19 protein-coding genes are annotated in these 24,217 nt (G+C 67.0%); 9 read left to right on the top strand and 10 right to left on the bottom strand.

Going from position 1 to position 24,217, the window contains the following annotated elements:
• Positions 1-223 precede the first annotated feature (223 nt).
• Genes ABLE88_RS20600 through ABLE88_RS20590 form a run of 3 tightly spaced genes read left to right on the top strand, consistent with a single transcriptional unit; the run spans position 224 to position 2,724 of the window.
• Positions 224-1,219, top strand: a complete 996-nt coding sequence (locus ABLE88_RS20600; RefSeq protein ID WP_348833621.1) for an ABC transporter substrate-binding protein — start codon at positions 224-226, stop codon at positions 1,217-1,219.
• Positions 1,216-1,995, top strand: a complete 780-nt coding sequence (locus ABLE88_RS20595; RefSeq protein WP_348833620.1) for an ABC transporter permease — start codon at positions 1,216-1,218, stop codon at positions 1,993-1,995. The genes ABLE88_RS20600 and ABLE88_RS20595 overlap by 4 nt, the downstream gene beginning before the upstream one ends.
• Positions 1,996-1,998: 3 nt before the next feature.
• Positions 1,999-2,724, top strand: coding sequence for an ABC transporter ATP-binding protein (locus ABLE88_RS20590; RefSeq protein ID WP_348833619.1), 726 nt, complete (start codon positions 1,999-2,001; stop codon positions 2,722-2,724).
• Between the two features lie 18 nt (positions 2,725-2,742).
• On the opposite strand, the gene ABLE88_RS20585 is transcribed toward ABLE88_RS20590, so the two are convergent.
• Positions 2,743-3,204, bottom strand: coding sequence for a group III truncated hemoglobin (locus tag ABLE88_RS20585; protein WP_348833618.1), 462 nt, complete (start codon positions 3,202-3,204; stop codon positions 2,743-2,745).
• 255 nt (positions 3,205-3,459) lie between these two features.
• Between ABLE88_RS20585 and ABLE88_RS20580 the strand changes: the two genes are divergently transcribed.
• The 5 genes from ABLE88_RS20580 (at position 3,460) to ABLE88_RS20560 (ending at position 11,576) form a co-directional block, all read left to right on the top strand.
• Positions 3,460-4,131, top strand: a complete 672-nt coding sequence (locus ABLE88_RS20580) for a protein-L-isoaspartate O-methyltransferase family protein (RefSeq protein WP_348833617.1) — start codon at positions 3,460-3,462, stop codon at positions 4,129-4,131.
• A gap of 160 nt (positions 4,132-4,291) precedes the next feature.
• Complete coding sequence (locus tag ABLE88_RS20575) at positions 4,292-5,698, top strand: TolC family outer membrane protein (RefSeq protein WP_348833616.1); 1,407 nt, start codon at positions 4,292-4,294, stop codon at positions 5,696-5,698.
• Between the two features lie 248 nt (positions 5,699-5,946).
• Positions 5,947-6,975 carry a DUF2497 domain-containing protein gene (locus ABLE88_RS20570; RefSeq protein ID WP_348833615.1) on the top strand — a complete coding sequence of 343 codons (1,029 nt, stop codon included), beginning with the start codon at positions 5,947-5,949 and terminating at the stop codon, positions 6,973-6,975.
• Positions 6,976-7,537: 562 nt separating this feature from the next.
• A complete protein-coding gene (locus ABLE88_RS20565) occupies positions 7,538-10,327 on the top strand; it encodes a valine--tRNA ligase (protein WP_348833613.1) in 2,790 nt (929 codons plus the stop codon).
• Positions 10,328-10,700: 373 nt separating this feature from the next.
• On the top strand, positions 10,701-11,576 hold the full coding sequence (locus ABLE88_RS20560; RefSeq protein WP_510182929.1) for a tetratricopeptide repeat protein: 876 nt from the start codon (positions 10,701-10,703) through the stop codon (positions 11,574-11,576).
• Positions 11,577-11,636: 60 nt separating this feature from the next.
• On the opposite strand, the gene ABLE88_RS20555 is transcribed toward ABLE88_RS20560, so the two are convergent.
• The 6 genes from ABLE88_RS20555 to ABLE88_RS20530 all read right to left on the bottom strand — a co-directional run bounded on the left by ABLE88_RS20555 (position 11,637) and on the right by ABLE88_RS20530 (position 19,607).
• Positions 11,637-12,428, bottom strand: coding sequence for a phosphosulfolactate synthase (locus ABLE88_RS20555; protein ID WP_348833610.1), 792 nt, complete (start codon positions 12,426-12,428; stop codon positions 11,637-11,639).
• Entirely contained in the window at positions 12,425-14,734 is a 2,310-nt protein-coding gene (locus tag ABLE88_RS20550; RefSeq protein ID WP_348833609.1) for a CehA/McbA family metallohydrolase domain-containing protein, read from the bottom strand. The genes ABLE88_RS20555 and ABLE88_RS20550 overlap by 4 nt, the downstream gene beginning before the upstream one ends.
• Entirely contained in the window at positions 14,731-15,618 is an 888-nt protein-coding gene (locus ABLE88_RS20545) for an ABC transporter permease (RefSeq protein ID WP_348833608.1), read from the bottom strand. The genes ABLE88_RS20550 and ABLE88_RS20545 overlap by 4 nt, the downstream gene beginning before the upstream one ends.
• Positions 15,615-16,448 (bottom strand): ABC transporter ATP-binding protein, encoded by an 834-nt coding sequence (locus tag ABLE88_RS20540; RefSeq protein ID WP_348833607.1) that lies wholly within the window; start codon positions 16,446-16,448, stop codon positions 15,615-15,617. The genes ABLE88_RS20545 and ABLE88_RS20540 overlap by 4 nt, the downstream gene beginning before the upstream one ends.
• 11 nt (positions 16,449-16,459) lie before the next feature.
• Complete coding sequence (locus ABLE88_RS20535) at positions 16,460-18,505, bottom strand: metallophosphoesterase family protein (protein ID WP_348833605.1); 2,046 nt, start codon at positions 18,503-18,505, stop codon at positions 16,460-16,462.
• Positions 18,506-18,584: 79 nt separating this feature from the next.
• Positions 18,585-19,607, bottom strand: a complete 1,023-nt coding sequence (locus ABLE88_RS20530) for an ABC transporter substrate-binding protein (RefSeq protein WP_348833604.1) — start codon at positions 19,605-19,607, stop codon at positions 18,585-18,587.
• 184 nt (positions 19,608-19,791) lie between these two features.
• On the opposite strand from ABLE88_RS20530, the gene ABLE88_RS20525 reads away from it, so the two are divergent.
• Positions 19,792-20,586, top strand: a complete 795-nt coding sequence (locus tag ABLE88_RS20525; protein WP_348833603.1) for a GntR family transcriptional regulator — start codon at positions 19,792-19,794, stop codon at positions 20,584-20,586.
• Positions 20,587-20,803: 217 nt separating this feature from the next.
• Here the strand turns inward: ABLE88_RS20525 and ABLE88_RS20520 are convergent, their stop codons facing one another.
• The 3 genes from ABLE88_RS20520 to ABLE88_RS20510 form a co-directional block, all read right to left on the bottom strand.
• Positions 20,804-22,288 (bottom strand): hypothetical protein, encoded by a 1,485-nt coding sequence (locus ABLE88_RS20520; RefSeq protein WP_348833602.1) that lies wholly within the window; start codon positions 22,286-22,288, stop codon positions 20,804-20,806.
• Positions 22,289-22,414: 126 nt separating this feature from the next.
• Positions 22,415-23,128 carry a methyltransferase domain-containing protein gene (locus ABLE88_RS20515; RefSeq protein WP_348833601.1) on the bottom strand — a complete coding sequence of 238 codons (714 nt, stop codon included), beginning with the start codon at positions 23,126-23,128 and terminating at the stop codon, positions 22,415-22,417.
• A 96-nt stretch (positions 23,129-23,224) separates the two neighbouring features.
• A complete protein-coding gene (locus ABLE88_RS20510) occupies positions 23,225-24,193 on the bottom strand; it encodes a glycosyltransferase family 2 protein (RefSeq protein ID WP_348833600.1) in 969 nt (322 codons plus the stop codon).
• Positions 24,194-24,217 lie beyond the last annotated feature (24 nt).

The following is a 24,217-nucleotide window of genomic DNA, read 5'->3' as shown; positions in this document are numbered from 1 at the left end:
TTGGTAACACGCCGCCGCGCGCGCCGGCAGCACGCCTTTTGACCTCTTCTAGCATGTTGCGGCGCGCGGCCGAAGGCCAGGCGCGGCCGTCCGCCGGCTCCGGCATCCCGCAAGGTGCCTGCGTAGGAATCCGGAGGCTTCACGCTATATCCAAATGGATATAAGAAGGGCTGTCGCCACACCGCTGCGGAATCCGGCGGAGCGCCATTGCGAGGACCCTTTCATGCAGTCATTGCTCTCCCGCCGCCATCTGCTTGCCGGCATGGCCGCCCTCGGCGGATCGCTCGCTCTTTGCCCGCGTCTGCTGCGCGCGGCGCCTCAGTCCGGCCTCGAAGTTCTCGGGGCGCCTAATGCCTCCACCATCGTCCTGGTCCGCCTGATGCAGACCGAATCCTTTGCGGCGGCTGCGCCCGGCGCCTCATTCCGCCTGTGGCGCGACACGGACGATCTGCGCGCCGGCATCGTCTCCGGCCGCACCAAGCTCTTCACCACGCCAACCCACGTGCCGGCGAACCTCGCCAATCGCGGGCTGCCGCTGAAGCTGCTCTGCCTGCTCTCCATGGGCCACCTGTCCGTCGTCACGGCGGACGAGAGCATCACGTCATTCAAGGACCTCGCCGGCAAGCCGGTGCTCGGCTTCTTCCGCAACGACATGCCGGACCTGGTGTTCCGCGCCATCGCCAGGCGCGAGGGCATGGATCCGGACAAGGACATGACGCTGACCTACGTGCAGACGCCCATGGAGGCGGCGCAACTGCTCGCGGCGGGCCGCGCCACCACGGCGGTGCTCTCCGAGCCGCCCGCCACCGCCGCCATCATGATGGCGCGGAAGGAAGGCCGCGCCCTGCGCCGGGCGATCAGCCTCCAGGCGGAATGGAAGCGCCTCTATGGCGGCGACGGCATCCCCATGGCCGGCGTCGCCGTGCATGAGTCGCTGCTCGCCGAAAGCCCGGGGCTGATGGCGGCGCTGCGGCAGGGCATGGTTCCGGCCAAGGACTGGGTGCTCCAGGACCGCGCCGCCGCCGCCGCGCTGGCCGAGGAGAAGATGCAGATGAAGGCGCAGATGTTCTCCGCCTCGTTCGATCATTTCCACGTGGTGGCTGTGGGCGCCAAGCCCATGCAGGGGGCGCTGGTCGCCTTCTACGAGGCGATCCTTCAGCTCGCCCCCGATGCGCTCGGCGGCAAGCTGCCACCGAACACCTTCTACCTCGACCTGTGAGCGGCGGCGGCGTCCACCTGGCGCGGGTGGGGTGGGGGGCCTTCGGCCTCCTGGCCCTGGCGCTCGCCTGGCAGGCGGGGAACTGGGCTTTCGGCCCATTCGTGCTGCCGTCGCTGGCCGAGACGGGTGCCGCGCTCGCCGGCCTCGTCGCCGGCGGGGCGGCGCTTCGCCCGCTCACCGAGACGGCCGCCCATTCGCTGGGAGGCTTTCTCGCTGGGGCCTCGGCCGGACTCGCGCTTGGCCTGCTCGGCGGTGTCTTCGTGCCGGTGGGCGCGGCGGTTCGGCCGGTGCTCACTGCGATCCTCGGCACGCCCCCCATCGCCTGGGTGGTGCTGGCGCTGCTGTGGTTCGGGCCGGGCGGCGGCGCGCCGACATTCACGGTTGCGGTCACTGCGGCGCCGATCGTGTTCCTGGCGGCGCTCCAGGGCGTGCGCGCCCGCGACCCGCGCCTGTCCGAGATGGCGACGGTCTACCGCGCGCCGGCGCTCCTGCGCCTGACCGATCTCTTGCTGCCGCGGCTCGCGCAATTTCTGGCGCCCGCCTTCGCCACCGCGCTCGCCTTCTCCTTCAAGGTCTCGGTGATGGCGGAAGTGCTGAGCGGCGCCGACGGGGTGGGCGGGGCCATCGCCACCGCGCGAGCCCATCTGGACCTGCCGCAGACCATGGCCTGGATCGTGCTGGTGGTGGCGTTCCTCCTGGCGACCGACGCGGCCCTCTTTGCGCCCCTGCGCGGCTGGCTCGCGGCCAACGGCACGGCGCCCGCGGCGGCTGTGTGAGCCATGCTGAGCCTCAGCGGGGTGCGCCTCTCCTTCGCCGACGGTCCGGTGCTGGACGGCATCGACCTATGCGTGCCGAAGGGCCGGCTGGTGGCGCTGATCGGACCGTCCGGCTGCGGCAAGACCACGCTGCTCGGCGTTGCCGCCGGCGCCGCGCGGCCCGAGGCGGGCGCGGTGGAGAACGGGTTCGCGCGCACCGCCATGGTGTTCCAGGAGCCGCGCCTGTTGCCCTGGGCCGGCGCGCTCGACAACGCCGCCTTCGGCCTTAAGGCCCTCGGCGTGGGCCGGGCCGCGCGGCGCGCGCGGGCGCAGGACATCCTGTTGCGCCTCGGCCTCGTGCCGCGGGATCTCGGCAAGCGGCCGGCGGCGCTCTCCGGCGGCATGCGCCAGCGCGTCGCCGTCGCCCGGGCGCTGGCGGTGGAGCCGGACCTGCTGCTGATGGACGAGCCCTTCTCCGCGCTCGACGTGGGGCTGCGGGCCGAGCTGCAGGGGCAGGTGCGCGGCGAGGTCGAGCGCGCCGGCATCGCCGTGCTGTTCGTCACCCACGATATCACGGAGGCGGTGCGCATCGCGGACCGGATCGTCGTGCTCTCCCCGCGTCCGGCCCGGGTGGTGGAGGACCTCGCCAGCACGCCGGTCGTGGAGCCGAGCATGGTGTTCGCGCAGGCCGCGCGGCTGCTGGCTCTGCCACGCGTCGCGGCGGCGCTCGCCGCGCCCGCGCGCAGCTGAGTGCCCGGCAAAGCCGGATCAGGGCCGGGGCAGGGCGCCGACCTTGGTGGTGTCTTCGCCCCGGTGGAGCGCGATGGCCAGGCGAAAGCTGGTGCCGATCCGCTCCGCCAGGGCGATCACCCGGTTGGCGTCGGCCGGAGCGAAGACGGCGTCCGCGGTGTGGCGGAACAAAGCGAGCCACCGCGCGAAATGGGCATCCGTGAGGTCCGGCATGCGCAGATGCGGGGGCAGCGGGCGGCCGTCATAGCGGCTGGTGCGCAGCAGCACCGAGGACCAGAAGTCGCACATCTTGGCAAGATGCGCGGGCCATTGGTCGGGCGCGATCTCGCGGCCGAACACCGGGCCGACGAGGTCGTCCCCCCGTACCCGATCGTAGAAGTCGTGCACCAGCCGGTGGATGTTCTCCTCGGTGAGGGTGGCACCGGCATCGGCAAGCAGCGACCGCGCGGCGGGCCGGGGGGAAATCGTGCGCTCGCTCATGGCACCCACCTTCGCTTCGCTCCGCGCATTCTGCCGGTCCACGCCTTCGGCAAGGCTGCACCGCGCGCCTTCTACGGGGGGCGGCGCGCGGCGCGCAATGCGCCATGTCAAATCGGCGCCGGGCGCGGCCGCGGGGCGCCTTGCAAAAGCGGCGGCAATATGGCTCTTGAGCGCGAGGCTCGGCCCTCGCGGCGCGGGGACGGGGCCCGTGGTGATGGCGCGGCGGTCGGTCCGCGCCCGTGCCGGAGGCAGGACATGATCGATTTCGCAGAGCTTCGCCGCGGCATGGTGGACGGACAGGTGCGCACCAACGACGTGACCGACCACCGCATCATCGCCGCCATGCTCGAAATCCCGCGCGAGCGCTTCGTGCCGGCGAACCTGAAGTCGCTCGCTTATATCGACGACGACCTGCAGATCCGCGCCGCCGGGGCGGGCGCCGCGCCGCGCTATCTGGTGGAGCCGATGATTCTGGCGCGCCTGGTCCAGCTCGCCGACATCGAGCCTGGCGAGCATGTGCTCGACGTGGGCGCGGGCACCGGCTACTCGTCGGCGCTGCTCTCGCGCCTCGCCCAGCAGGTGGTGGCGCTGGAGGAGGACCCCGACCTCGCCGCCGCGGCCACCGCCACCCTCGCCGATCTCGGCGTGGACAACGTGGCGGTGATGCAGGGGCCGCTCTCGGCCGGCTGGGCGCCCGAGGCGCCCTACGACTGCATCCTGCTCAACGGCGCGGTGGACGCCGTGCCGGCGGCGCTGTTCGCCCAGCTGAAGGCGGGTGGACGGCTGATCACGGTGGTGGGCCGGGGCGGAGCGGGCCGCGCCAGCGTCTTCACGAAGGTGGCCGGACAGCCCAGCGAGCGCATCGCCTTCAACGCCGCAGTGCCCCCGCTTCCGGGCTTCGAAGCCGCGCCACGCTTCGTTTTCTGACGTCACCTGTGGCGCGATTGCCGCGGTGCTGCGAAAAGCGCCACGTGATCGAACCGATCGGTTTCGTCAGCGGCAACGTGAGGATATCTTTCCAAAAAGTTACCGCACGGCACGCCCCCGACGGGGACAGCTGCGCGCCGTGTCGGACCAGGAGAATTCGATGTCGTTTGCGACCAGCATGCGCCGACCGGCCCTGGCCCTCGCCCTGGCCTACCTGGCGCTGGCCCTCCCGGCGCTGGTCCTTCCCGTGCGGGAGGCGGCGGCACAGACGCTCGATCAGGCGCTGGCCCAGGCCTATGTGAACAATCCGACCCTCAACTCGCAGCGGGCGGGAACGCGGGCGGTGGACGAGACCGTGCCCCAGGCGCTGTCGGGCTACCGTCCCACCTTGTTCGCCACCGCCTCGGCGGGCGTCGAGGCCGCGCGGGCGAAGTCCCAGGGGGTCTCGACCTCGGGGACTCTGTGGCCGCGCCAGTTCGCGCTCACCGCCACCCAGACGATCTTCAATGGCTTCATCACGGCCAATTCCACCCAGAGCGCCGAATCGCAGGTGCGCGGCTCGCGCGAGACGCTGCGCAACACCGAGCAGTCGGTGCTGCTGAATGCGGCCACCGCCTATATGAACGTGATCCAGGCGATCGCGCTGCTCGACTTGCAGAACCAGAACCTCGCCGCGCTGCAGCAGGAGCTGCGTGCCACGCGCGATCGCTTCAACGTGGGCGAGGTGACCCGCACCGACGTGGCTCAGGCCGAGGCGCGCGTGGCCGACGCCCAATACGGCGTGAGCCAGGCGGTGGCCAACCTGTCCTCCGCCAAGGCGGTCTACCGGCAGGTGATCGGCGTCGAGCCGGGGCGGCTGGTGTCGCCCGGCGCGGTGATCGAGGCCATGCTGCCGAAGAATCTCGGTCAGGTGGTCACCGCCGGCCTCGACCACCACCCGGCGGTCAAGGCGTCGCAGTTCGCGGTCGACGCGGCCATGTTCCAGGTGAAAGTGGCTGAGGGCGCGCTGATGCCCAACCTCAACGTCCAAGGCCAGCTCTATCAGACCTATGACAGCTCGGCCACGGTCGACAGCGCACGCGCCGCCGAGGTGACGCTGAACCTCTCGGTGCCGATCTATCAGGGCGGCGTCGAATACGCGAACATCCGCCAGAACAAGGAACTGCTCACCCAGGCGCGGATCGAGGTGGACGTCAACCGCGACGCCATCCGCGCCCAGGCGGTGCAGTATTGGGGCGCGCTCGAGGCCTCCAAGGCGCAGATCGAGGCGGCCCAGTCGGCGGTGGCGGCCAACACGCTGGCCCTGGAAGGCGTGCGCGAGGAGTGGCGCGTGGGCCAGCGCACCACCACCGACGTGCTGAACGCGCAGCGCGACCTCACCAACAGCCGCTCGGCGCTGGTGACGGCCCAGCGCGACCGTGTGGTGGCGGCGTATTCGCTGGTCTCCATCATCGGCAAGCTCGACGCGGTGTCGCTGCGGCTGCGGGTGAACGTCTACAATCCGACGGTGCACTACCATCAGGTCCGCGACAGCTGGGCCGGAATTCGTACCCCCGACGGCAAATAAAGCCGGAGAAATGACCCCAGGGCGGGTTGCGACTAGTATTCCGGATGCCATACTTCACAAAGAAATACTGATTCTAGCGTCCGGTCTCGTGGACCAGACGACGCGCTGGTCGGCTTGAGCCGCAAGCTGGTCGGATGCGCGATCTCTGGCAGCACCTTAGAGACGGATACCGGGCGGGCCGAGGCCATCCGACCGGATCCGTCGCGGGTGCGAGGGTCGAAGGACGTTTCCGGCCGAGGTGTCGAGACATGTCTGCAAGCCCCAAGCTCCAAGAACCGTCCATGGACGAGATCCTCGCCTCCATCCGCCGCATCATCGCCGACGACGAGCTGACGTCGGCGCCGCGGCGCGGGTCGGGGGAGGGGGCTGGCGCGCCGTCGCGCCGCTACGAGGAGGACGAGGCGCCAGCGGCCGACGCGCGGCGCTGGGAGCCGCGCGCCGAGCGCCGGCCGCAGGGATCGCGGCGCGAGGAGGGCCGGGCCCCCGACACGCGCTTTCAGGAGGCGCGCGCGCAGGAGATGCGGGCCCAGGAGATGCGCGCCCAGGAGCCGCACGACCGCGAGCCGCACGACCGCGAGCCGGCCGACCGCGAGCGGCATGGCCGCGAGGTGCATCCTCGGGAGCTGGATGCCCATGAGATGAACGGCCGCGAACTGCACGGCCGCGAGCTGCGCGGCCGGCCGCAGCCGTTCGCCGACTTTGACGGCCTGGATGCGCTCCAGGAGCTGGACGCCCATCTCGCCGACCTGCGCGCGTCCGAGGAACGCGCGGCCGAGCGCCGCGCCGAGGGCCGTCCGCCGCGGTCCGCGCCGCCGCGCTCCCCCGAGGGGGCCGAGGGCCGGCGGCCGCCGGTCGAGGCCGTCCCGAGATTCGAGGAGCGCCGTGAGCCGCGGGCCTTCCCGCGCGACGGCGAGGCGGAGCGCGCGCCGCGGCGCGGTGCCGACCGGCGGGAGGTGCGCGAGAACCTGGCCCGCGTCGCGGGTCCGGCGCCCCAGCGGCCTTCGCTCTCCGCCGTGCCCCGCGGGAGCGAGCCGGAGCCGTCCGCGCCGGGCGGCCGCCGCAGGGATCTCCTGTCCCCCGCCGCCGACGCCGCCGTCGCCTCGGCCATGAACGCTCTGGGCGATCTGGTCCTGCCGCAGCGCGACCGCACGGTGGAGGACCTGGTGAAGGAGATCCTGCGCCCCATGCTCAAGGATTGGCTGGACGAGAATCTGCCCGATCTGGTGGAGCGTCTGGTGCGCGCGGAGATCGAGCGCGTGGTGCGCTCCGGCCGCTGAGCACCGGGCGCCGATTTCACTTCCGCCGCGCCGCCTGCTTCCCGGGCTGCCTTCCCCCCGCACCGTCATTCCCGCGCCAGAGTCCGTGTGCCGGCGGCCGGGCCTTCCGCAGCCTGCGGCTTCCGCGGCTTGCGCAAGCCTAGGCCGCCGCGGGCTCAGCGCTTGATCTCCACCCGCAGCACCCAGGCGTCGGTCGTGGCTTTCACGATCGAGATCACCATGGCCGCCGCGAGGGCCCAGCAGCGCCGCGGTGCCGCCAACCAGCGCCGCGAAGAAGTCGCCCCACGTCCCCTCCCTGGCCTTCGCTCCACGCACGCGGGCGCGGCCCGCGGGTCCACGCAATGAAGCCCCCGCGCACCGCTCCGTCCATCGCTCGAAGGCCCTGCTGCGGCGTCCGGCCATGGCCCGCGACCGGTTCCGGCTCAGGCCACCCGTCTGCCCGCCGGCTGCGGGCGTGGTTGACGGCGCCCCCGACCTCCGGCTTTAACCCGGCGCACGACCCATCCCGCTTCGGGCGGCGCGCCGCCGCGCTTTTGCCCGCCTTCAGTTCCGGAGCCCGTCCATGCTCGAGAAGATCTTCGATCCCGCCTCCGTGGAGGCGCGCATCGCCAGGGCCTGGGAGGACGAAGGCGCGTTCCGCTGCGGCCGTCCAGACCGCAAGGACAAGCCCGGCTTCTCCATCGTCATCCCGCCGCCCAACGTCACCGGCTCGCTCCATATGGGCCACGCGCTCAACAACACGCTGCAGGATGTGCTGGCGCGGTTCGAGCGCATGCGCGGCAAGGACGTGCTCTGGCAGCCGGGCACCGACCATGCGGGCATCGCCACGCAGATGGTGGTGGAGCGCCAGCTGATGGCGCAGCAGCTTCCCGGCCGGCGCGACCTGGGCCGCGCCGCCTTCATCGAGAAGGTGTGGGCTTGGAAGGCGGAATCGGGCGGCACCATCGTCGGCCAATTGAAGCGGCTCGGCGCCTCGTGCGACTGGTCGCGCGAGCGCTTCACCATGGACGAGGGGCTCTCCCGCGCGGTGCTCAAGGTGTTCGTGCAGCTCTATCGCGAGGGGCTGATCTACAAGGACAAGCGGCTCGTCAACTGGGACCCCAAGCTCGTGACCGCCATTTCGGACCTCGAGGTCCAGCAGGTGGAGGTGAAGGGCAATCTGTGGCACCTGCGCTATCCGGTGGAGGGGGAGAAGGGCCGCTTCATCGTGGTGGCCACCACCCGCCCCGAGACCATGCTGGGGGACACCGCTGTGGCGGTGCACCCGGACGACGAGCGTTACCGCGACCTCGTCGGCAAGCATGTGATCCTGCCGCTGGTGGGCCGGCGCATCCCGATCGTGGCGGACGAATATTCCGACCCGGAGAAGGGCTCGGGCGCGGTGAAGATCACGCCGGCGCACGACTTCAACGACTTCGAGGTGGGCAGGCGGCACCATCTGCGGATGATCAACGTGCTCGATGCGGAGGCCCGCATCGACGCCACCGGCATCCGCGACGATCACGCCGAGCGTCCCGAGGCCTATGTGGACGCCCCGGACGCCGCCGGCCTCCTGACCCAGTTCCAGGGTCTCGACCGGTTCGCCGCCCGCAAGCAGATCGTCGAGCTGCTCACCGCGCTGGAGCTGGTGGAGACCATCGAGCCCCACACCCATATGGTGCCGCACGGCGACCGCTCGAACGTGGTGATCGAGCCCTGGCTCACCGACCAGTGGTATGTGGACGCCAAGACGCTGGCCCAGCCGGCGCTCGCCGCGGTGCGCGAGGGGCGCACCATCTTCGTGCCGAAGAATTGGGAGAAGACCTATTTCGAGTGGCTGGAGAACATCCAGCCCTGGTGCATCTCGCGCCAGCTGTGGTGGGGCCACCAGATCCCCGCCTGGTACGACCCGCTCGGCAACGTCTTCGTCGCCGAGGACGAGGACGAGGCCTTCGAGCAGGCGCTGGCCCACAATGTGGGCAACGAGACGCTCTCGCCGGAGGAGGCCGAGGCGCTGATTGAGGATGCCGGCAAGCGCGCCCAGTTCCTCACCCGCGACGAGGACGTGCTCGACACCTGGTTCTCGTCCGCGCTGTGGCCGTTCTCCACCATGGGCTGGCCCGACGCGACGGACGAGCTGAAGAAGTTCTACCCCACCTCGGTGCTGGTGACGGGCTTCGACATCATCTTCTTCTGGGTCGCCCGGATGATGATGATGGGGATGCACTTCATGGACGGCGAAGTGCCGTTCAAGGATGTCTACATCCACGCCCTCGTCCGTGACGAGAAGGGGGCGAAGATGTCGAAGTCCAAGGGCAACGTCATCGACCCGCTCGACCTCGTGGACGAATACGGCGCCGACGCGCTGCGCTTCACCCTCGCCGCCATGGCGGCCCAGGGCCGCGACATCAAGCTCGCCACCTCGCGCGTCGAGGGCTACCGCAACTTCGCGACCAAGCTCTGGAACGCGGTGCGGTTCGCGCAGATGAACGGCTGCGTGCGCGCCGAGGGCTTCGATCCGGCCAAGGTGGAAGGCTCCCTCAACCGCTGGATCATCGGCGAGGCGGCGCGGGCCGTGCGCGAGGTGTCCGAGGCGATCCTCGCTTATCGCTTCAACGAGGCGGCGGGCGCGGTCTACCGCTTCCTCTGGAACGTGGTCTGCGACTGGCACCTGGAGCTCGCCAAGCCCGTGCTCTCCGGCCCCGACGGCGCCGCCAAGGACGAGACGCGGGCGGCCACCGCTTATGTGCTCGACGTCGCCATGGCGCTGCTTCATCCCTTCATGCCGTTCCTCACGGAGGAGCTGTGGGCCGAGACCGGCAAGGAAGGTCCCGCCCGCGCCAGCCTGCTGGCGCTCGCCCCCTGGCCCGACCTTTCCGGCCTCGAGGCCCCGGAGGCGGAGGCCGAGGTGGGCTGGGTGGTGGACCTCGTCACCGAGATCCGCTCGGTGCGCGCCGAGATGAACGTGCCGGCCGGTGCCCAGATCCCGCTCGTGCTGGTGGCGCCCCACGCCGCGACCGAAATCCGCGCCGGGGAATGGAGTGATGCCATCCGCCGGCTCGCCCGGATCTCGCAGATCACGGTCTCCGCAGAGGTGCCGCCGGAGTCGGTCCAGATGGTGGTGCGCGGCGAGGTGGCGGCCCTGCCGCTCGCCGGCGTCGTCGATTTGTCGGCCGAGCTGGTCCGCCTGCGCAAGGAAGAAGGCAAGCTCGACCAGGAGGTGGCCCGTATCGACGGCAAGCTCTCCAATGAGAGCTTCGTCGCCCGTGCCCCCGAGGAGGTGGTGGAGGCCGAGCGCGAGAAGCGCGAGGAGTATCTCCTGCGGAAGGAGAAGGTCCGCGCCGCCATCGCCCAGTTGTCCGACGCATCCTGAGCGCCCGCACCGGCCCGCTCGGCCGGACCGCCCGTCACAAGCGTGTGACGGCAAAGACACAGCCGTGCGCATTCACCGCCTGCGGCTGGGCCGCCGCCTCATGCGCCGCGAAGCCGCCACAAAACGCCGTGAAACCAATCAGCAACGCGCGGCGGTGTGTGTAACCCGGAAGTGCTTCCGGCCGCCGCGCTCATGGTGGGTCCGTATGGGCGGCGTGATCATCAAGGCGAGACGGCCTGCTTCGAGGGCCGAAATGAACGGGTCCCGCCGCGCGGCAGCCGCAGCGCGGCCTTTCCGCGGCCCCGATATTGCCGCCCGGCCGGGGCAGGATTTGCCCATGATGTCGGTCGAGCGTACTTCCGAGCGCAAGCGGATGCCGCGCGCCGTCACGCGCACTTTGCGCGTGGGCGTGGCGGTGTGCGCCGTGGCATTCCTGTCCCAGGCGCCGGTGGCGGCCTTTGACGGCAGTCCGGACAATTCCGCGCCGCCGGTCTCCGCCCGTCCGCTGACGCCGCCCGCCGACGTGCCGCTCGCCCCGCCGATGCGTCCGGTGGACGAGGCGTTCCGCTCCGGTGCCCGGGCGCTGGCCTCCGGCCAGACCGCCAAGGGCCTGGACGCGCTCGGCTATGCCGCCGCCCAGGGCCATCCCATGGCGCAGTGGAAGCTCGCCCGCATGTATGCGGACGGCGACGGCGTCAAGCGCGACGACGCCAAGGCATTCGAATACTACAGCAAGATCGCCAACACCCATGCCGAGGACTATCCCGGCACGGCGCAGTCGCGGTTCGTGGCCAATGCCTTCGTGGCGTTGGGCTCGTATTACCTCGTCGGCATCCCGACGGCGGGCGTGAAGCGCGATCCCTCGCGCGCCAAGGACATGTTCGCCTACGCCGCCTCCTATTTCGGCGATGCGGACGCGCAGTTCCTGCTCGGCAAGATGTATCTTGACGGCGTCGGCATGCAGCGGGACGCGCGCAACGCCGGGCGCTGGCTGAGCCTTGCTTCGCAGAAGGGCCAGTACAAGGCGCAGGCGCTGCTCGGCGAACTGCTGTTCAAGGGCGACGACGGCGTGCCGCGCCAGGGCGCCAGGGGCCTGATGTGGCTCACCATCGCCCGCGAGGCGGCGGCCCGCCCGGAAGACAAGTGGGTGGTGGACCTGCACGAGGTGGCCTTCGCCGAGGCGACCGCCGACGAGCGCGCCCAGGCGCTGAGCTATCTCGAGACCTGGCTCTCCCGCCAGCGCCGCTGACCGGGGCGCGAGCGGGGCGATCCTCCGCCCCTGCGAAAAGGCTTGGCGTTTCGAACCCTTTCACCAGTGGGACGGCGGCCCGGCGACGCCCAGGCCCTGGCGCGAGGCCTCGAAGTCCAGCACCGTGTCCGGGGCGACGTTGGCGACGTTCACGTCGGGGCCGAAGCTTTTCACCAGCAGCTTCTTGAGCGCCTCGATGTCGCAGGTCCGCACGTCCTTGATCCAGGGGCCGGGCAATTCGAACATGAGCTTGTCGGGGGCAAGGCCGGCATTCAGCGCGGCGAGCATCGCCTGGTCCGCGACCCCGTCCACCACCAGCTCCGCCGCCTCCACCAGCACCAGGTCCGCCCCCGCGTCGAGGCAGATAAGCCCTTGCGATATCATCTCTTCCGCGCTCGTGCGGCGGTCCTTCGCGCCGACCTCGGCGAACACCGAGAGGCCGGCCGCGCGGGCGCCGCGGATCTGGGCGGCGCGCTCCGGGTCGGAGAGCGGGACCACGTTGTCGGAGATCTCGATGGTGGAAAAGCCGATCTTGAGCGCCTCCGCATAGAAGCGCGGCAGCGCGTCTGTTCCAAGCGTCGCGAAGACGTATTCGTGGAATTGCCCGCCGATGAACGGCCGGATTCCGCCAGCGATGTAGAGCGACAGTTTTTCCTTGAGGTAACCCTCGTCATAGAGCCGCGCGGTGCCGGTCTTGATCTTCACCAGATCCACATAAGGTCCGGCAACGCCCACGATATCGGCCGCGGCATTGAGGCCGAGACCTTGGTCGATCATCATGGTGAGGCCGGTCCTGCGGGGTTTTTTTAAGCTCCGGCCGGCGGCGGCGGGGACGAAGGCGAACGGCGTCATGGACCCTCCGGGATCAGATAGATCGGGCTCGACCAGGCGCGGTGCCCGTCCTCCAGCGTGAGCGCCACGAGGATCCGGCGCTCCGCCGCCGCGACCTCGATTTCGCGCGTGATGTCAATGCTGTAGACGGTGCCCTCGTCGGCGAGGCGCCAGGCGGAGAGCTTGCGCTCGAGCTTGCCGCAGTCGATTTCCAGCGGCTCCGGGCCGAGGTCGCGGATGGCGCATTGGAGCCGGCCGACCTTAGTCTCCACCGCAATCTCGCCCGCCTCCGCATCGGCCAGAGTGAGCTCGACGGCGCAGAAATTTCCGGTTGTTACCGACGTCCACGCGACGGATTCGCCCTCTCTTCGCGCGGGTTTGTCGGGGTTGAAGAAGTTGATCTCCCGCACCCCGGCAATCTGGTTTCCAGATACCGTCAAGTCGCCGTCCCAGACCACCTGGCGGAACCGGCCGCGATACTCCGCCCCCGACCAGGCGACGACGATGCGCCGGCCCCGCGGCGCGGCGGCGGCGGGGCGGATCGTCTCGATCACCGCGGTGCCGTCGCGCAGCTCCAAGGCGACGATGGGGCTGGCGGCCGTCACCTTGACGCTGAGCGCCACCTTGCCGGCGGGCAGGCGGACGATGTCGCCCATGATCGCCTGCGCGGCCGGGCGGCCGGCGGCGCCCGGCAGGGCCGGGTCGTCGCGGAACACCTGCGCGCCGTCGGGCAGCGCCGCCGTCAGGTCCAGATCGAGGCGGCAGCCGGTGGTGCCGTAATGGTGGCGTTCGCGCATGGCGTCGAACAGGCTCGCCCGGTCGAACCGCTCGGTGAGGAAGCAGGTGAGGCCGCCGAGCGCGCCGAACATGGAGGCGCCGGGCGCCTCGGCGCCGGGCCGGCCCTTGTGGCCGTCGGAATTGCACACCACGCCCACCCGGTAGCCGAGGGCGAAGGCGTCCGCCAGCAGCCACTCGAACGTGCCCCAGCTGGAATGCACCTCCACCGCCCGTTCCAAATCGACGTCGTGGGCGAAGGCGATGTCGGCATAGCGCCCGCCGCAATGGGCCCAGCAGATCACGTCGTCGCCGGAAGTCTTCAGCGCGGCGAACAGCGCGCGGGCGTCGACGCAGTCGGTGGCCTCGTCCGAGCGGTCGGGCACCAGCGCGTGGGAGGAGCGGCGGATGGTGCCGGCTTCCGTGCCGAAGAACACGTTGCGGTCGCCGCCGAGCCCGGTGTTGCCCGACCATTCATAGCCCGGCACGGTGATGAAGCGGCCGGGCGCGTCGAAGGCCGCCATCAGGGCGTTCAGCTCGGCCCAGAACTCGCCGGTGATCTGGAAGTCGTTGCCCTGGTGGCCGACCGCGTCGATGAACGCGACGTCGCGGGCAAAGCCCATGTAATCGTGGGCGGAAGAGGAGCCGATGGTCTCCCCGCTCTGGGCATGGAGGTCGCCCCACAGGCGCATCAGCCCGTCCGGGGGCGCCACCACCAGCGGGTTGGAGGTGGCAAGCCGCGTCCCGTCCGCGCCGAACACCTCGACGCGGGCGGTGCCCTGCGCCTCGGCGGTGAGCCCGTCGATGCGCAAAGACGGGGCGCCGGCCGGGAAGGTGGCGGTCTCGGGCAGGCCCGCGAGCGGCCCGATCCCCTTGAGGCGCACGGCGCGCCCGCCGACGTCGGCGGGATTGCCCCAGCGGTCCTCGGCGCGGATGCCGAGGAAGGCCTCTTCGCCCGGCGCCCGGCGGGTCGGCATCACGGCGGTGAAGGAGGCCACCGGCCCGGCGACGATGGCGAAGGTCGGCTGGTCGGGAACCCGCACATAATGGCCGCAGGCGATGGGGTCCACCAGCACCTGGAATTCGTGGAACGGGTCGGCGAAGGTCTGGAGCCGCAGGCCGGGCGAGCCGCCGCGCGGGTCGCCGAAGCGCACCGTGATGGTCTCGCCTTCCTTCAGATAGCCCTTCACCACGCGGATCACGAGCGTGCGGTCGAACGGGCGGACATTGAGCTTGTAGTCGTAGCGGGCGTCGAGCACGGCGCCGTTCGAGGCCTCGACGCTGACGAAATTGGCCGCCTTCGGGTCGTCGAACTGGGGCTGGCCCTGGTCGGTGGCGAAGCGGAAGCACACCCGCACCGTGCCGGTGTCGTCGATGCCGTAGCGCCCCGCCGTATAGGTCAGGGTGATGTGCTGCATCGAGCCCGCCGGGAACGGCCCGGGCGGCGAGATGTCGACCCGGCCGGAAAGCTCCGGCGCGATGGAGGGCGGCTGCGGCACCCAGTTCGCCCGTGCCCGCACGGGGCCGGGGGCGGCGGAAGGAATGGCGGTCATCGCTGCATGCCCCACTTTCTGAGGGTGTGGGTTTCCAGGGTCCGGAACACCAGGCTCTCGATGGCGAGGCCGATCAGGATCACGGTGAGCAGGCCGGCGAAGACGTAAGGGGTCTCCAGCGACATCCGGTTCTCGAAGATGAACCAGCCGAGCCCGCCCGAGCGCGAGGAGGCGCCGAACACCAGCTCCGCCGCGATCAGCGTGCGCCAGGCGAAGGCCCAACCGATCTTCAGCCCCGAGACGATGGAGGGCAGCGCCGCCGGCACCAGGATGCCGAAGATGTAGCGCAGGCCCTTCAGGCCGAAGGTCTGGCCCGCCATGCGCATGGTCTCGCTCACCGACTGGAAGCCCGAATGGGTGTTGAGCGCCACCGCCCACAGCACCGAATGGACGATCACGAACACGATCGAGCCCATGCCGAGCCCGAACCACAACAGCGCCAGCGGCAGCAGCGCGATGGCGGGCAAAGGGTTGAACATGGCGGTCAGGGTCGAGAGCAGATCGTTGCCCACCTGGGTGGTGGCGGACACCGAGACCAGCGCCGCCGCCAGCGCCACGCCGATGACGTAGCCGATGAGCAGCACCTCCAGCGAGAACAAGGTGCGCTCCAGCAGCGGCCCGTGCGCGAAGGCGTCCCACAGCGCCACCAGCGTCACCGAGAGCTTGGGCAGCATCAGCTCGTTGTCGAGGATGGTGGCATAGATCTGCCAGGCGAGGCCCAGCACCACCAGGATGACGACGCGCCGGAACGTGGCGTTCTGCACCAGCTTTTCGCGCCAGGTGAGCTTGCGGGCGATGTCGCCGATGGCGTCGGCGGCCTCCACCTGGCGCTCGTAGTCCGGGCGCGGCGGCGGCTCGCTCGCGGGGAGGGGGGCGGGGGTCATGGATGGGCCTCCTCGGTGTGGCCGGGGCGGCCGGCGAACAGCATGTGCTCGATGCGCGCCTGCAGCTCGGCAAAGCGCGGGGTGCCGATGCTGTCGAAGCCGAGCCCGGAGGCGTCGAGCTCCGCGCGCACCTGGCCCGGATGGGGCGAGAGCACGAGGATGCGGGTGCCGATGATCAGCGCCTCCTCGATGGAATGGGTGACGAACAGGATGGTGAAGCGCGTGTCCTCCCACAGGCGCAGCAGCTCCGCCTGCATGGTGCGCCGGGTGAGGGCGTCGAGCGCCGCGAACGGCTCGTCCATCAGCAGCACCTCGGGCTCCATGGCCATGGCGCGGGCGATGGCGACGCGCTGCTTCATGCCGCCCGAGAGCGTGTGGGGATGGGCGTTCGCGAACCGCGTGAGGCCGATCTTGTCGAGATAGCCGTGCACCCGCTGCTCGATCTCGGCCTTGGGGAAGCGGGCATTGACGCGCATGGGATAGGCGACGTTCTCGAACACGCTCTTCCAGGGCAGGAGCTGGTCGAACTCCTGGAACACCATCATGCGGTCCGGCCCGGGCCCCTTGATGTCGCGGCCGTTGAGGCGGATGCGTCCCTCCACCGGCGGCAGGAATCCCGCCACCGACTTCAGGAGCGAGGACTTGCCGCAGCCGGACGGGCCGAGCAGCACGAAGCGGTCGCTCTTATGGACCTTGAAGGACACGCGCCAGGTGGCGGTCACCATGCGCTCGCGCGTGGTGTATTGGAGCGAGACGGCGTCCGCGGTGAGCACGGGGACCGAGGGGTCCCGGCCGGCGGCGGTGGAGGCGTGCGGCGAGGTGGCCGTCATGGAAGCGTCCTTCAGGCTTTCGCGTCGGCGGCGAGGATGAGCGTCGGCCGGTCCACGGCGGTGGGAAGGGCCGCCGACGGCGCATCGCAGATCGCCCCGTCGATGGCGAAGGGCGCATCGAGCGGCACCACGTGCGCCGGATCGGCCGCGCGGCCGAGCGCGAGCGTGGCGCCGGGCTTCGGCAGCAGGATCAGGGCGTCGAGGCCGGTGCCCGTCAGCGCCAGCGTGCGGCCTTCGGGGCCGTCGGCGGCCGTGAGCGCGGGCACCGGCCCGCCTTCGGGCAGGAAGGCCGCGAGCGCCTCCACCGCGAGGCCTGCAATGCGCAGGTTGCAGCGCCGGTCCACCAAACCGTGGCGGACGAAATAGCCCCGGTCGAGGTCCATGAACGGGTCGAGGAACATGGAGACCGCGGGGTGCGCCAGCGCGCAGGCGTATAGCTCCGCGGCGGCGGCGAGGATGGCGCGATCGTCGGTGACGTTGGCCGCCGGATTGTTGGCGGCGACGCGCAGATGCAGGTCGAGGAGCGCGCCGGTGCGGGTGGCGAAGGCGTCGAGCTCGGCCGAAAGCGAAACGAGGTCGGCGCCGAGCCCAGCGCGGATGACGAAGCCGTCCACCGGCAGGTCGAGCAGGCGCTCCACCTCCGGCAATTGGTCCGGCCGGAAGCCGTGGGAGACGAACAGCTCGATCTTCGAGCCCACCTTCACGTCGTCGGCCGAGGTGGCGACGCGCGCCAGAAGCACCGGCCGGCCGAGCGCGGCGCGGAAGGCGGAAAGCGCGTCCTTGGCGGGCGCGATCTGATCGAACGGCAGCACGCACTCGAAGCGGTCGACGAGATCGCGGTGGGCGAGCAGCGTCTCGCGCGCCGCGCCCTTGGGCACGCCGAAGCCGGTGACGGTGAAGCGGAAGCCGCCGGCGGCAAGGTCCGCCATGCGGGCGCGGGCATAGGGATCGAGGAGGTCGTCGAGCGGCACCCTGAGGCGCCGCGTGCCGAGCCGCCACAGGGCGGCCAGCGGATAGTCGTTGCGGGCGCGCTTGCGCACGAACTCGTCCATGGGCCCGTTCTGCGGCAGCGCCACGATCTCCGCCCAGGGGTGGCGCATGAACACGCCGAGCGGCGCGCCGCCGGGCAGCTTCGGATGCGCGCTCTTGAGCGCGAGGCGCGGGGCGACGGGCAACGCCGCCTCGGACGCGCTCAGCTCGCGCCCATAGCTCGACACGTAGCGCACCACATGGCCGTCCGCATGCACGTCCACCAAGGCGAAGCCGAGCTTCTCGGCATCGTCGCGCCCGTTCTCGGCCGCCGCCTCGATCCGGAACATCTCGGAATAATCCTGCCGCACGAAGGACGTGGCGGGCATCACGTAATATTCGGCGCCGGCAAGGCGGTGGTAGAAGATGTTGTGCACGTGTCCCGCGAACACCGCCTCCACCTGATGCCGCGCGAACAGCGAAAGCAGGTCCGAGCGGGCCGGCTCGTCCACATTGTCGTAGGTCGAGGGCTCGTCGGGGGCGAGCACGAACAGCGGATAGTGCATGAACACGAACACCCGCTTGCCCTGCGCGGCGGCGAGCGTCTCCTCCAGCCATGCCCGCTGGGCCGCCTCCATGGGCAGGCCCGAATTCATCACCGGCGTGTTGAGGGTGATGACGCGGATGGCGTCGTGGTCGAACACCCGGTAGCTCGGCCCGTAGGTCTTCTCGTGGATGGCGATCCAGCTCTCGCGCACGCTTTTGGCCGGCATCGCCGGGTTGGGCTTGTCACCGATGTCGTGGTTGCCGGGCAGCACGTGCATGCGGTTGTGGTGCTGGCGGAACACCTCCTGGGTGAGGGCGACGGCCTCCTCGAAGGTCGGCAGCTCCGGCACCGGATGCACCAGGTCGCCGAGATGGATCACGAACTGCGGGTCGTAGCGGGCGATCTCGCGGGCGATGAAGCGGGCGCGGCCGGTGGCGCGCTCGTTCACCTTCCACGGGGCGGACTGGTCGCCGCTCTCGGGCTTCACATGGGTGTCGCCCACGACGGCGAACGTGAACAGGCGTGTCTCGGGACGGGGCATCACGGACTCGAAGGCTTTCGGGGGTCTGGATCTGGCGGGAAAAGGGGAGGCGGCGCCCGCGCGCGGCGGGCGCCGGGGCTCAGCTGCCCTTTTCGGAATGCACGGTCTCGAAGAAGTAGTCCTTCCAGGAGGCCGGCTTCTGCTTGAGCGCGCCGGTCTTGTACATGAACTCGGCGATCTTCATGCTTTCCTTCGGAAAGATGTCGAAGTCGTATTCCGGCGAGGCGAGGATCTGCTCGACGATGGCGCGGTCGGTCTTGTCGCCCGTCACCGCATAGTATTTGTCGATGGCGCCCTTGAGGTCGGACTTGATGAGGGCGACCGCCTTCTTCTGGGCCTCCATGAAGGCCTCGACCAGCTTCGGATTGTTCTTCACGAAATCGTTCTTGGCGTAAATCACGCTCAGCGTCGCCGGGCCGCCCTGGATCGAGAAGGAATCGGCCACCTTGCGGATGCCGGGCACCTTCAGCGCGCGCTCCTGGAACGGCGAGCTCGCCATGTAGCCGGTGATGCCGCCGGCCCGGCTGGTGAGCGCGGCGAAGGCTTCCGGATGGGCCATGGAGACCTGGATGTTGTCGAGCTCGCCCCACTTGCCGGCGCCGAACGCCTTCTCCACCCCCATGGCCAGCACGATGGCCTGGATCGAGACCTTGATGGACGGCAGCGCGATCCGGTCCTCGGGGCCGAAATCCTTGATCGACTTGATGCTGTCCTTGTTGGTCAAAAGATACATCGGCGAGGCGTTGATGGCCGAGAGCGCCTTGACGCCGTAATTCTTCGAGGTCTTGTCCCACAGCGTGAGCAGCGGGGCGAGGCCGGCGGAGGCGATCTGCACGGTGTCGGACAAGAGCGCGTCGTTGAGCGGGCCGCCGCCGCCGAGGCGGGCATATTCCACCGTCAGGTCGAGGCCTCTTGCCTTCGCCGCCTGCTCCCACAGCTTGTCGTGCTGCATGACGATGAGCGGCAGATAGGGCAGGCCGATCTGGGTGGCGACCTTCACGGCCGACATCTCGGCTTTGACGGGCGCTGTGGCGAGGACGAAGGCGGCGGCCGCGAGCGTCGCGGCGCGGGTCATCTGGCGAAGGCGAATGGGAAGGGACATCGACGACTCCTCTGGTTGGAGCGCGGCGCCGGACCCGGCGCCGAGGGGGCGCCGTTTCCGGTCGTCTCCCCTGTGAGACCATAAAAGCCTATGGTATGGTCAACCATCACACAAGCTCATTTGATCGGCAGCGGGCTTTTCATCTAAACCGGTAGGGGACTGGACTTTGGAGCGCGGACGGCTCGTGGACGCACCCCTTGATACGGCAGCCGGCAGCGCCGCGACCGCCGCGGACGCGACGGAGCTGAAGAAGCGCCTGCGCACCTCGGCGGTGCCGCTTTATGTGGCACTCTCGAACCTTCTGCGGGCAGAGATCGAAGCCGGCCGCTGGGCCGTGGGGGCGCAGCTGCCGACCCTGGAGCGCCTGTCGGAGCTCTATGGCGTCGCCCGCGTCACCGCGCGCCAGGCGCTCGGGGTGCTGGCCGACGACGGCCTCATCGAGCGGGTGCAGGGCAAGGGCACCTTCGTCGCCAGCGGCGCGCCGGAGCGCAAGATCATCCAGCTCGATTCCGACTGGCACAATTTCCTGAAGATGCTGGACGGCAACCTGCCCGAGCCGCTGGTGGTGGACCCCGACTGCGCGCCGCCGCGGCTCGCGCCGAACGAGGGCGCGCCGGCGCAGCGCTACCGCTACATGCGCCGCGTGCACCGGGCGAGCGCCCAGCCTTATTGCGTCATCGACGTCTATCTGGCGCAGCACGTCTACCGGCTCGCGCCGCAGGCGTTCGATAGCCAGATGGTGATCCCCCTGCTCGGCCAGGTGTGCGGGCCGAAGCTGCAGAAGATGGCCCAGTCGTTCCGCATCATGGCGGCGGACCTCACGGTGGCGCGCTGGCTCGATCTGCCGGTCGGCGCGCCGGTGGGCGAGGTGCGGCGCGTCATCACCGACCAGGACGGCGTGGTGCTCTATCTCGGCATCGGCCAGTACCGCGGCGACCTCGTGGTGTTCAACACCACGCTCGAGGTGCCGCGGGAGTAAGAACCGACTGGAGCCTCCGCGGCGCGGGAAGAGGGCGCCCGCCGGGCCGAGCTCGTGGAGAAGTTCGCCGGGTTCGGCGCCGAGTCATCGAGCAAGATCCACGATGGCGTCTTTGTGCGCGTGCGCGACGAGTGCCGCGCCTTAGTAGAGAAAGCAGGAGTGAAGGGCCCACGCTTGCTCTCTGGCCAATCAGAAGACAACACCAATTGGCCGAATTCTATCGTATGGGACAAAACACGAGACCACCCGGATCAATTGCAATGTGTACAGGCGAGCACTCACGCGATTCCAACGTCAAGCCCAGGCTGCCAATAGCTGCAATCTGATCATCTCCTAGACGAAATAATGCGAATAATTTATGATCGTTCCGGCTAAGCATTTCAGAAATGACCTTCAATCGAGGGCCAGGCTGCGTCGTCCATTCATCGATACCGACATACTTGATGTCTCGTCCGGGAATCAGGGCTGCGAGAAAAGCAACTGGTCTTCCAACAAGAAGGACGATCGAGCCGTCGGGAACGGGCTCCATAGAAAGAGAATAGGCATCTGGAAAGGGAACGCGTCCCCAATTTGGACGGTCTGTAAAACTAATAAGAACAAACGCAAGCAGACCTGACAGAAAATAAAGTATAGAACGCCGTAATCCGAGTAAAAATGCAATAATTGCAATACTTGATACAATTAAAGTACCTGAGATAACTTCAAGAACGACCGCATACCGCAAAATAGAAAAACGAAGAAGCCAGACAACATACGATGCGATGCCAAACACAATCAAAAACAACAGCGTACGCGCAATAGGGCGAATGAAAAAATGAACCGAAATCAAAACTATAGAGGAAATAAGAAGCAATAACAGGCGTGGATCGCGAACGGCCAACTCGGACGCCTGCGTACCGGATTGGAACGCCCAATGCAGGGGGTAAATGAGATAATCCAACATCGTAGTCGGAATAAACCTAAGGTCGCCGCCGTTAACGCCATCGCCGAGCGGCGATTTAAATACCCCATCATAGAATGGGTAGATGGGATTGCCGAACTTCTTGTAAATGGTCCAGCTCCAATATCCACCGGATGACACTGCGCCTATGCCCAAACCGAGGCAGAATGCCATCCACCGCCATATCCCTGCAAGAGTCCCCCGCCAGGGAAAAAGAGTGAATACTGCACCAATAGCGTAGATCATGGCGGTCAATTTCAGTCCGACCGCAAAACCAAGCAGATATCCGCCCAGCATCAGAGCGAGTAGTCGCTGCCTATGGGGGTCATTGGTCGGCAAGATAAATAGAAGGGACGAAGTGACAAGGGTTGCAGTTTGGATCTCGTTCATTGTCGTGATGGCTTGGCCGATGGCTGCAGCCCCCGAAATGGAAATAAGAGTTGCGCAGACAGGCAAGAAATTAAAACTAAATAAATAATAAGGGGCATATTGCTGCTTTATGGCATCAAAGACGCGCATATTGAATAGAAATGTAATAAAAATAAACACGGAAAAATAAAATATAAGTAAAATGTGAGCTGCGAAAACGCCATATGTTTGATATACGATGTAAAATGGAAGATCAATCAGTGGATTGATATATGAATGTATCCCAACGGGCAGAAAATCAATATCAAGTCTCGAATTAGAAAACGAAAATGCATTGTACAAATGATAGTTTCTGAGGTCAAAATTTGCGTCAGCTCCCGTATTGAGGGCCAAGATCGTGCCAGCAGCCAGACAAAAGCCAACAACGATAGGGTAGAATAGCCAATTTGACGGGGATCGTGGGGTAGACATTTGAGAAATACCTTGATGGCCATAGGGGGGTGAGGAGGCTATCGCCTGTCATGTGCGAATGAGATTATCTGTCTTGAGACCTTTTCTCGGATCGAAAATGAGTGCAATGTTCGAGCTAAATGGACCAAGAGGCAATCCGGTCATGACGAAATCGGGCTTCGTTTCCAAGGGCCAATCCGTCATTAGGGTCGATCGGCTGACGAAATCCATATGACTTGGATGAGTCCAATATTCGAGGCGTGTCTTTGCAAGTATCCCCCTAAAAAGGCTTGGAACGTAGTGTAAGAACGGGATGCTGGTGTGATGTTCAACGAAAAACCAACGATTTGGAACAGTTAAAAAAACGGAACGTCCCACGCGTAGGTGCTCGGAAAGAAAAGCGCGTCGCTGGGTGGGGCCGCCAACATGCTCTATTACCGCGTTCGAACACGCGATATCGAACGTTCTGTCACCAAAAGGAAGTTTCTCGTTGGGAGAGATTCGAACAAAAGTGCTTTCTGGATAAAATCGCCTTACCTGATCCCCATTTCCGATCCCGGCGCAGGTAATCCGGTTTTTCCACGGATAATGTTTTTCCAAGAAATTCGCGCCTTCATTTTCATCGTCGGAAACACCGATGTCGAGAATTGTGGTGTTTTCATTTGGCCGCATCCGCTCCATAAACAAATGCAGCATCCGTCGGCGCGCAATTGTCAGTAATGACATTGCGAAGGAGTTGTTCACACCGTCCTTGTAATAGATCGAGTCAATATTATCGGGCATCTCATCACCTCTATCGCATTCCGGGCGGGATCCGAACGCATCTTTCCAACAAAATCGTACAAATGTGTGAGGACGGCGACTGGAACTGAAATGCAGTTAAGGCAAATGAACGGTCGGGAATTGAAGAAAGGCAAGCAATTTCATTTCTCGACGACCGCGAGCTACGCTATCGAGGATGAGACCCGCGAACAAAGACAGAAAGGCCAGTATCATCAAACCCAGCGCGCCCACGGCCGTCGGCAGGCGGGGGACAAGGCCGGTTTCGAAATATTCGAATAAAACTGGAGTTCCAAATGCAAGGGACAGGATAAAAAATAGGGCAGCGACGCCAAGAAAAAATCTAAAGGGCAAGAAATCTCGAATAAGATGAACAATCATCCATAGGATGCGCCAGCCATCGCGAAATGTTGATAACTTGCTGACCGAGCCGGCCGGCCGTTCATAGTACGGCGTATCCACGTCTGCCATCGATATATCAAGCTCAAGCGCGTGCACCAGAAGCTCTGTTTCTATCTCGAAACCAGAGCTTGAACTTGGAAATGTTTTTACAAAACGGCGCGAAAGAACCTTGTATCCAGACAGCATGTCTTTACTGCTTGTGTCAAAAACGTATGCAACTAAGGTCGTCAACATTACATTTCCGAGTACGTGTCCTTTGCGGAAAGCTGCTCTCCCAGATGGGACCCGAACGCCATTTACTTTGTCGAAAGGCCCATCGAGCATTGTCTCGATGAGCTTTGGGGCGGCGCTTGCGTCATAGGTTGCGTCACCGTCGACGAGTAGATAGATATCGGCATCGATATCAGAGAACATGCGGCGTACGACGTAACCTTTTCCCTGTCGAAGTTCCTTGCGGACGATCGCGCCAGCCGCAGTTGCGATTTTTGATGTATAGTCGGTCGAATTGTTGTCGTATACATAGATCTCCGCAGCTGGTAGAAACGTGCGGAAGTCCGCAATCACTTTTCCGACCGTAGCAGCTTCATTATAGCATGGAATTAGAACTGCAATTCTGAGCCGAGAGTAAACCCCGGCGGCAGAAGACAATTGCGCAGCTTGTTCCATTTTATCATCCATACGTATATTCGA

The sequence above is a fragment of the Xanthobacter luteus genome (genome assembly GCF_040049235.1).
Taxonomy (GTDB): domain Bacteria; phylum Pseudomonadota; class Alphaproteobacteria; order Rhizobiales; family Xanthobacteraceae; genus Xanthobacter.
This window is presented reverse-complemented; position numbering and strand designations above follow the sequence as displayed.

Coding starts and splice junctions, on each gene's coding strand:
- ABLE88_RS20600 (WP_348833621.1), top strand. CDS start 224: ATGCAGTCATTGCTCTCCCGCCGCCATCTGCTTGCCGGCATGGCCGCC.
- ABLE88_RS20530 (WP_348833604.1), bottom strand. CDS start 19,607: ATGTCCCTTCCCATTCGCCTTCGCCAGATGACCCGCGCCGCGACGCTC.
- ABLE88_RS20535 (WP_348833605.1), bottom strand. CDS start 18,505: ATGCCCCGTCCCGAGACACGCCTGTTCACGTTCGCCGTCGTGGGCGAC.
- ABLE88_RS20590 (WP_348833619.1), top strand. CDS start 1,999: ATGCTGAGCCTCAGCGGGGTGCGCCTCTCCTTCGCCGACGGTCCGGTG.
- ABLE88_RS20550 (WP_348833609.1), bottom strand. CDS start 14,734: ATGACCGCCATTCCTTCCGCCGCCCCCGGCCCCGTGCGGGCACGGGCG.
- ABLE88_RS20585 (WP_348833618.1), bottom strand. CDS start 3,204: ATGAGCGAGCGCACGATTTCCCCCCGGCCCGCCGCGCGGTCGCTGCTT.
- ABLE88_RS20515 (WP_348833601.1), bottom strand. CDS start 23,128: ATGCCCGATAATATTGACTCGATCTATTACAAGGACGGTGTGAACAAC.
- ABLE88_RS20540 (WP_348833607.1), bottom strand. CDS start 16,448: ATGACGGCCACCTCGCCGCACGCCTCCACCGCCGCCGGCCGGGACCCC.
- ABLE88_RS20575 (WP_348833616.1), top strand. CDS start 4,292: ATGTCGTTTGCGACCAGCATGCGCCGACCGGCCCTGGCCCTCGCCCTG.
- ABLE88_RS20510 (WP_348833600.1), bottom strand. CDS start 24,193: ATGGAACAAGCTGCGCAATTGTCTTCTGCCGCCGGGGTTTACTCTCGG.
- ABLE88_RS20545 (WP_348833608.1), bottom strand. CDS start 15,618: ATGACCCCCGCCCCCCTCCCCGCGAGCGAGCCGCCGCCGCGCCCGGAC.
- ABLE88_RS20555 (WP_348833610.1), bottom strand. CDS start 12,428: ATGACGCCGTTCGCCTTCGTCCCCGCCGCCGCCGGCCGGAGCTTAAAA.
- ABLE88_RS20560 (WP_510182929.1), top strand. CDS start 10,701: ATGCCGCGCGCCGTCACGCGCACTTTGCGCGTGGGCGTGGCGGTGTGC.
- ABLE88_RS20570 (WP_348833615.1), top strand. CDS start 5,947: ATGTCTGCAAGCCCCAAGCTCCAAGAACCGTCCATGGACGAGATCCTC.
- ABLE88_RS20565 (WP_348833613.1), top strand. CDS start 7,538: ATGCTCGAGAAGATCTTCGATCCCGCCTCCGTGGAGGCGCGCATCGCC.
- ABLE88_RS20580 (WP_348833617.1), top strand. CDS start 3,460: ATGATCGATTTCGCAGAGCTTCGCCGCGGCATGGTGGACGGACAGGTG.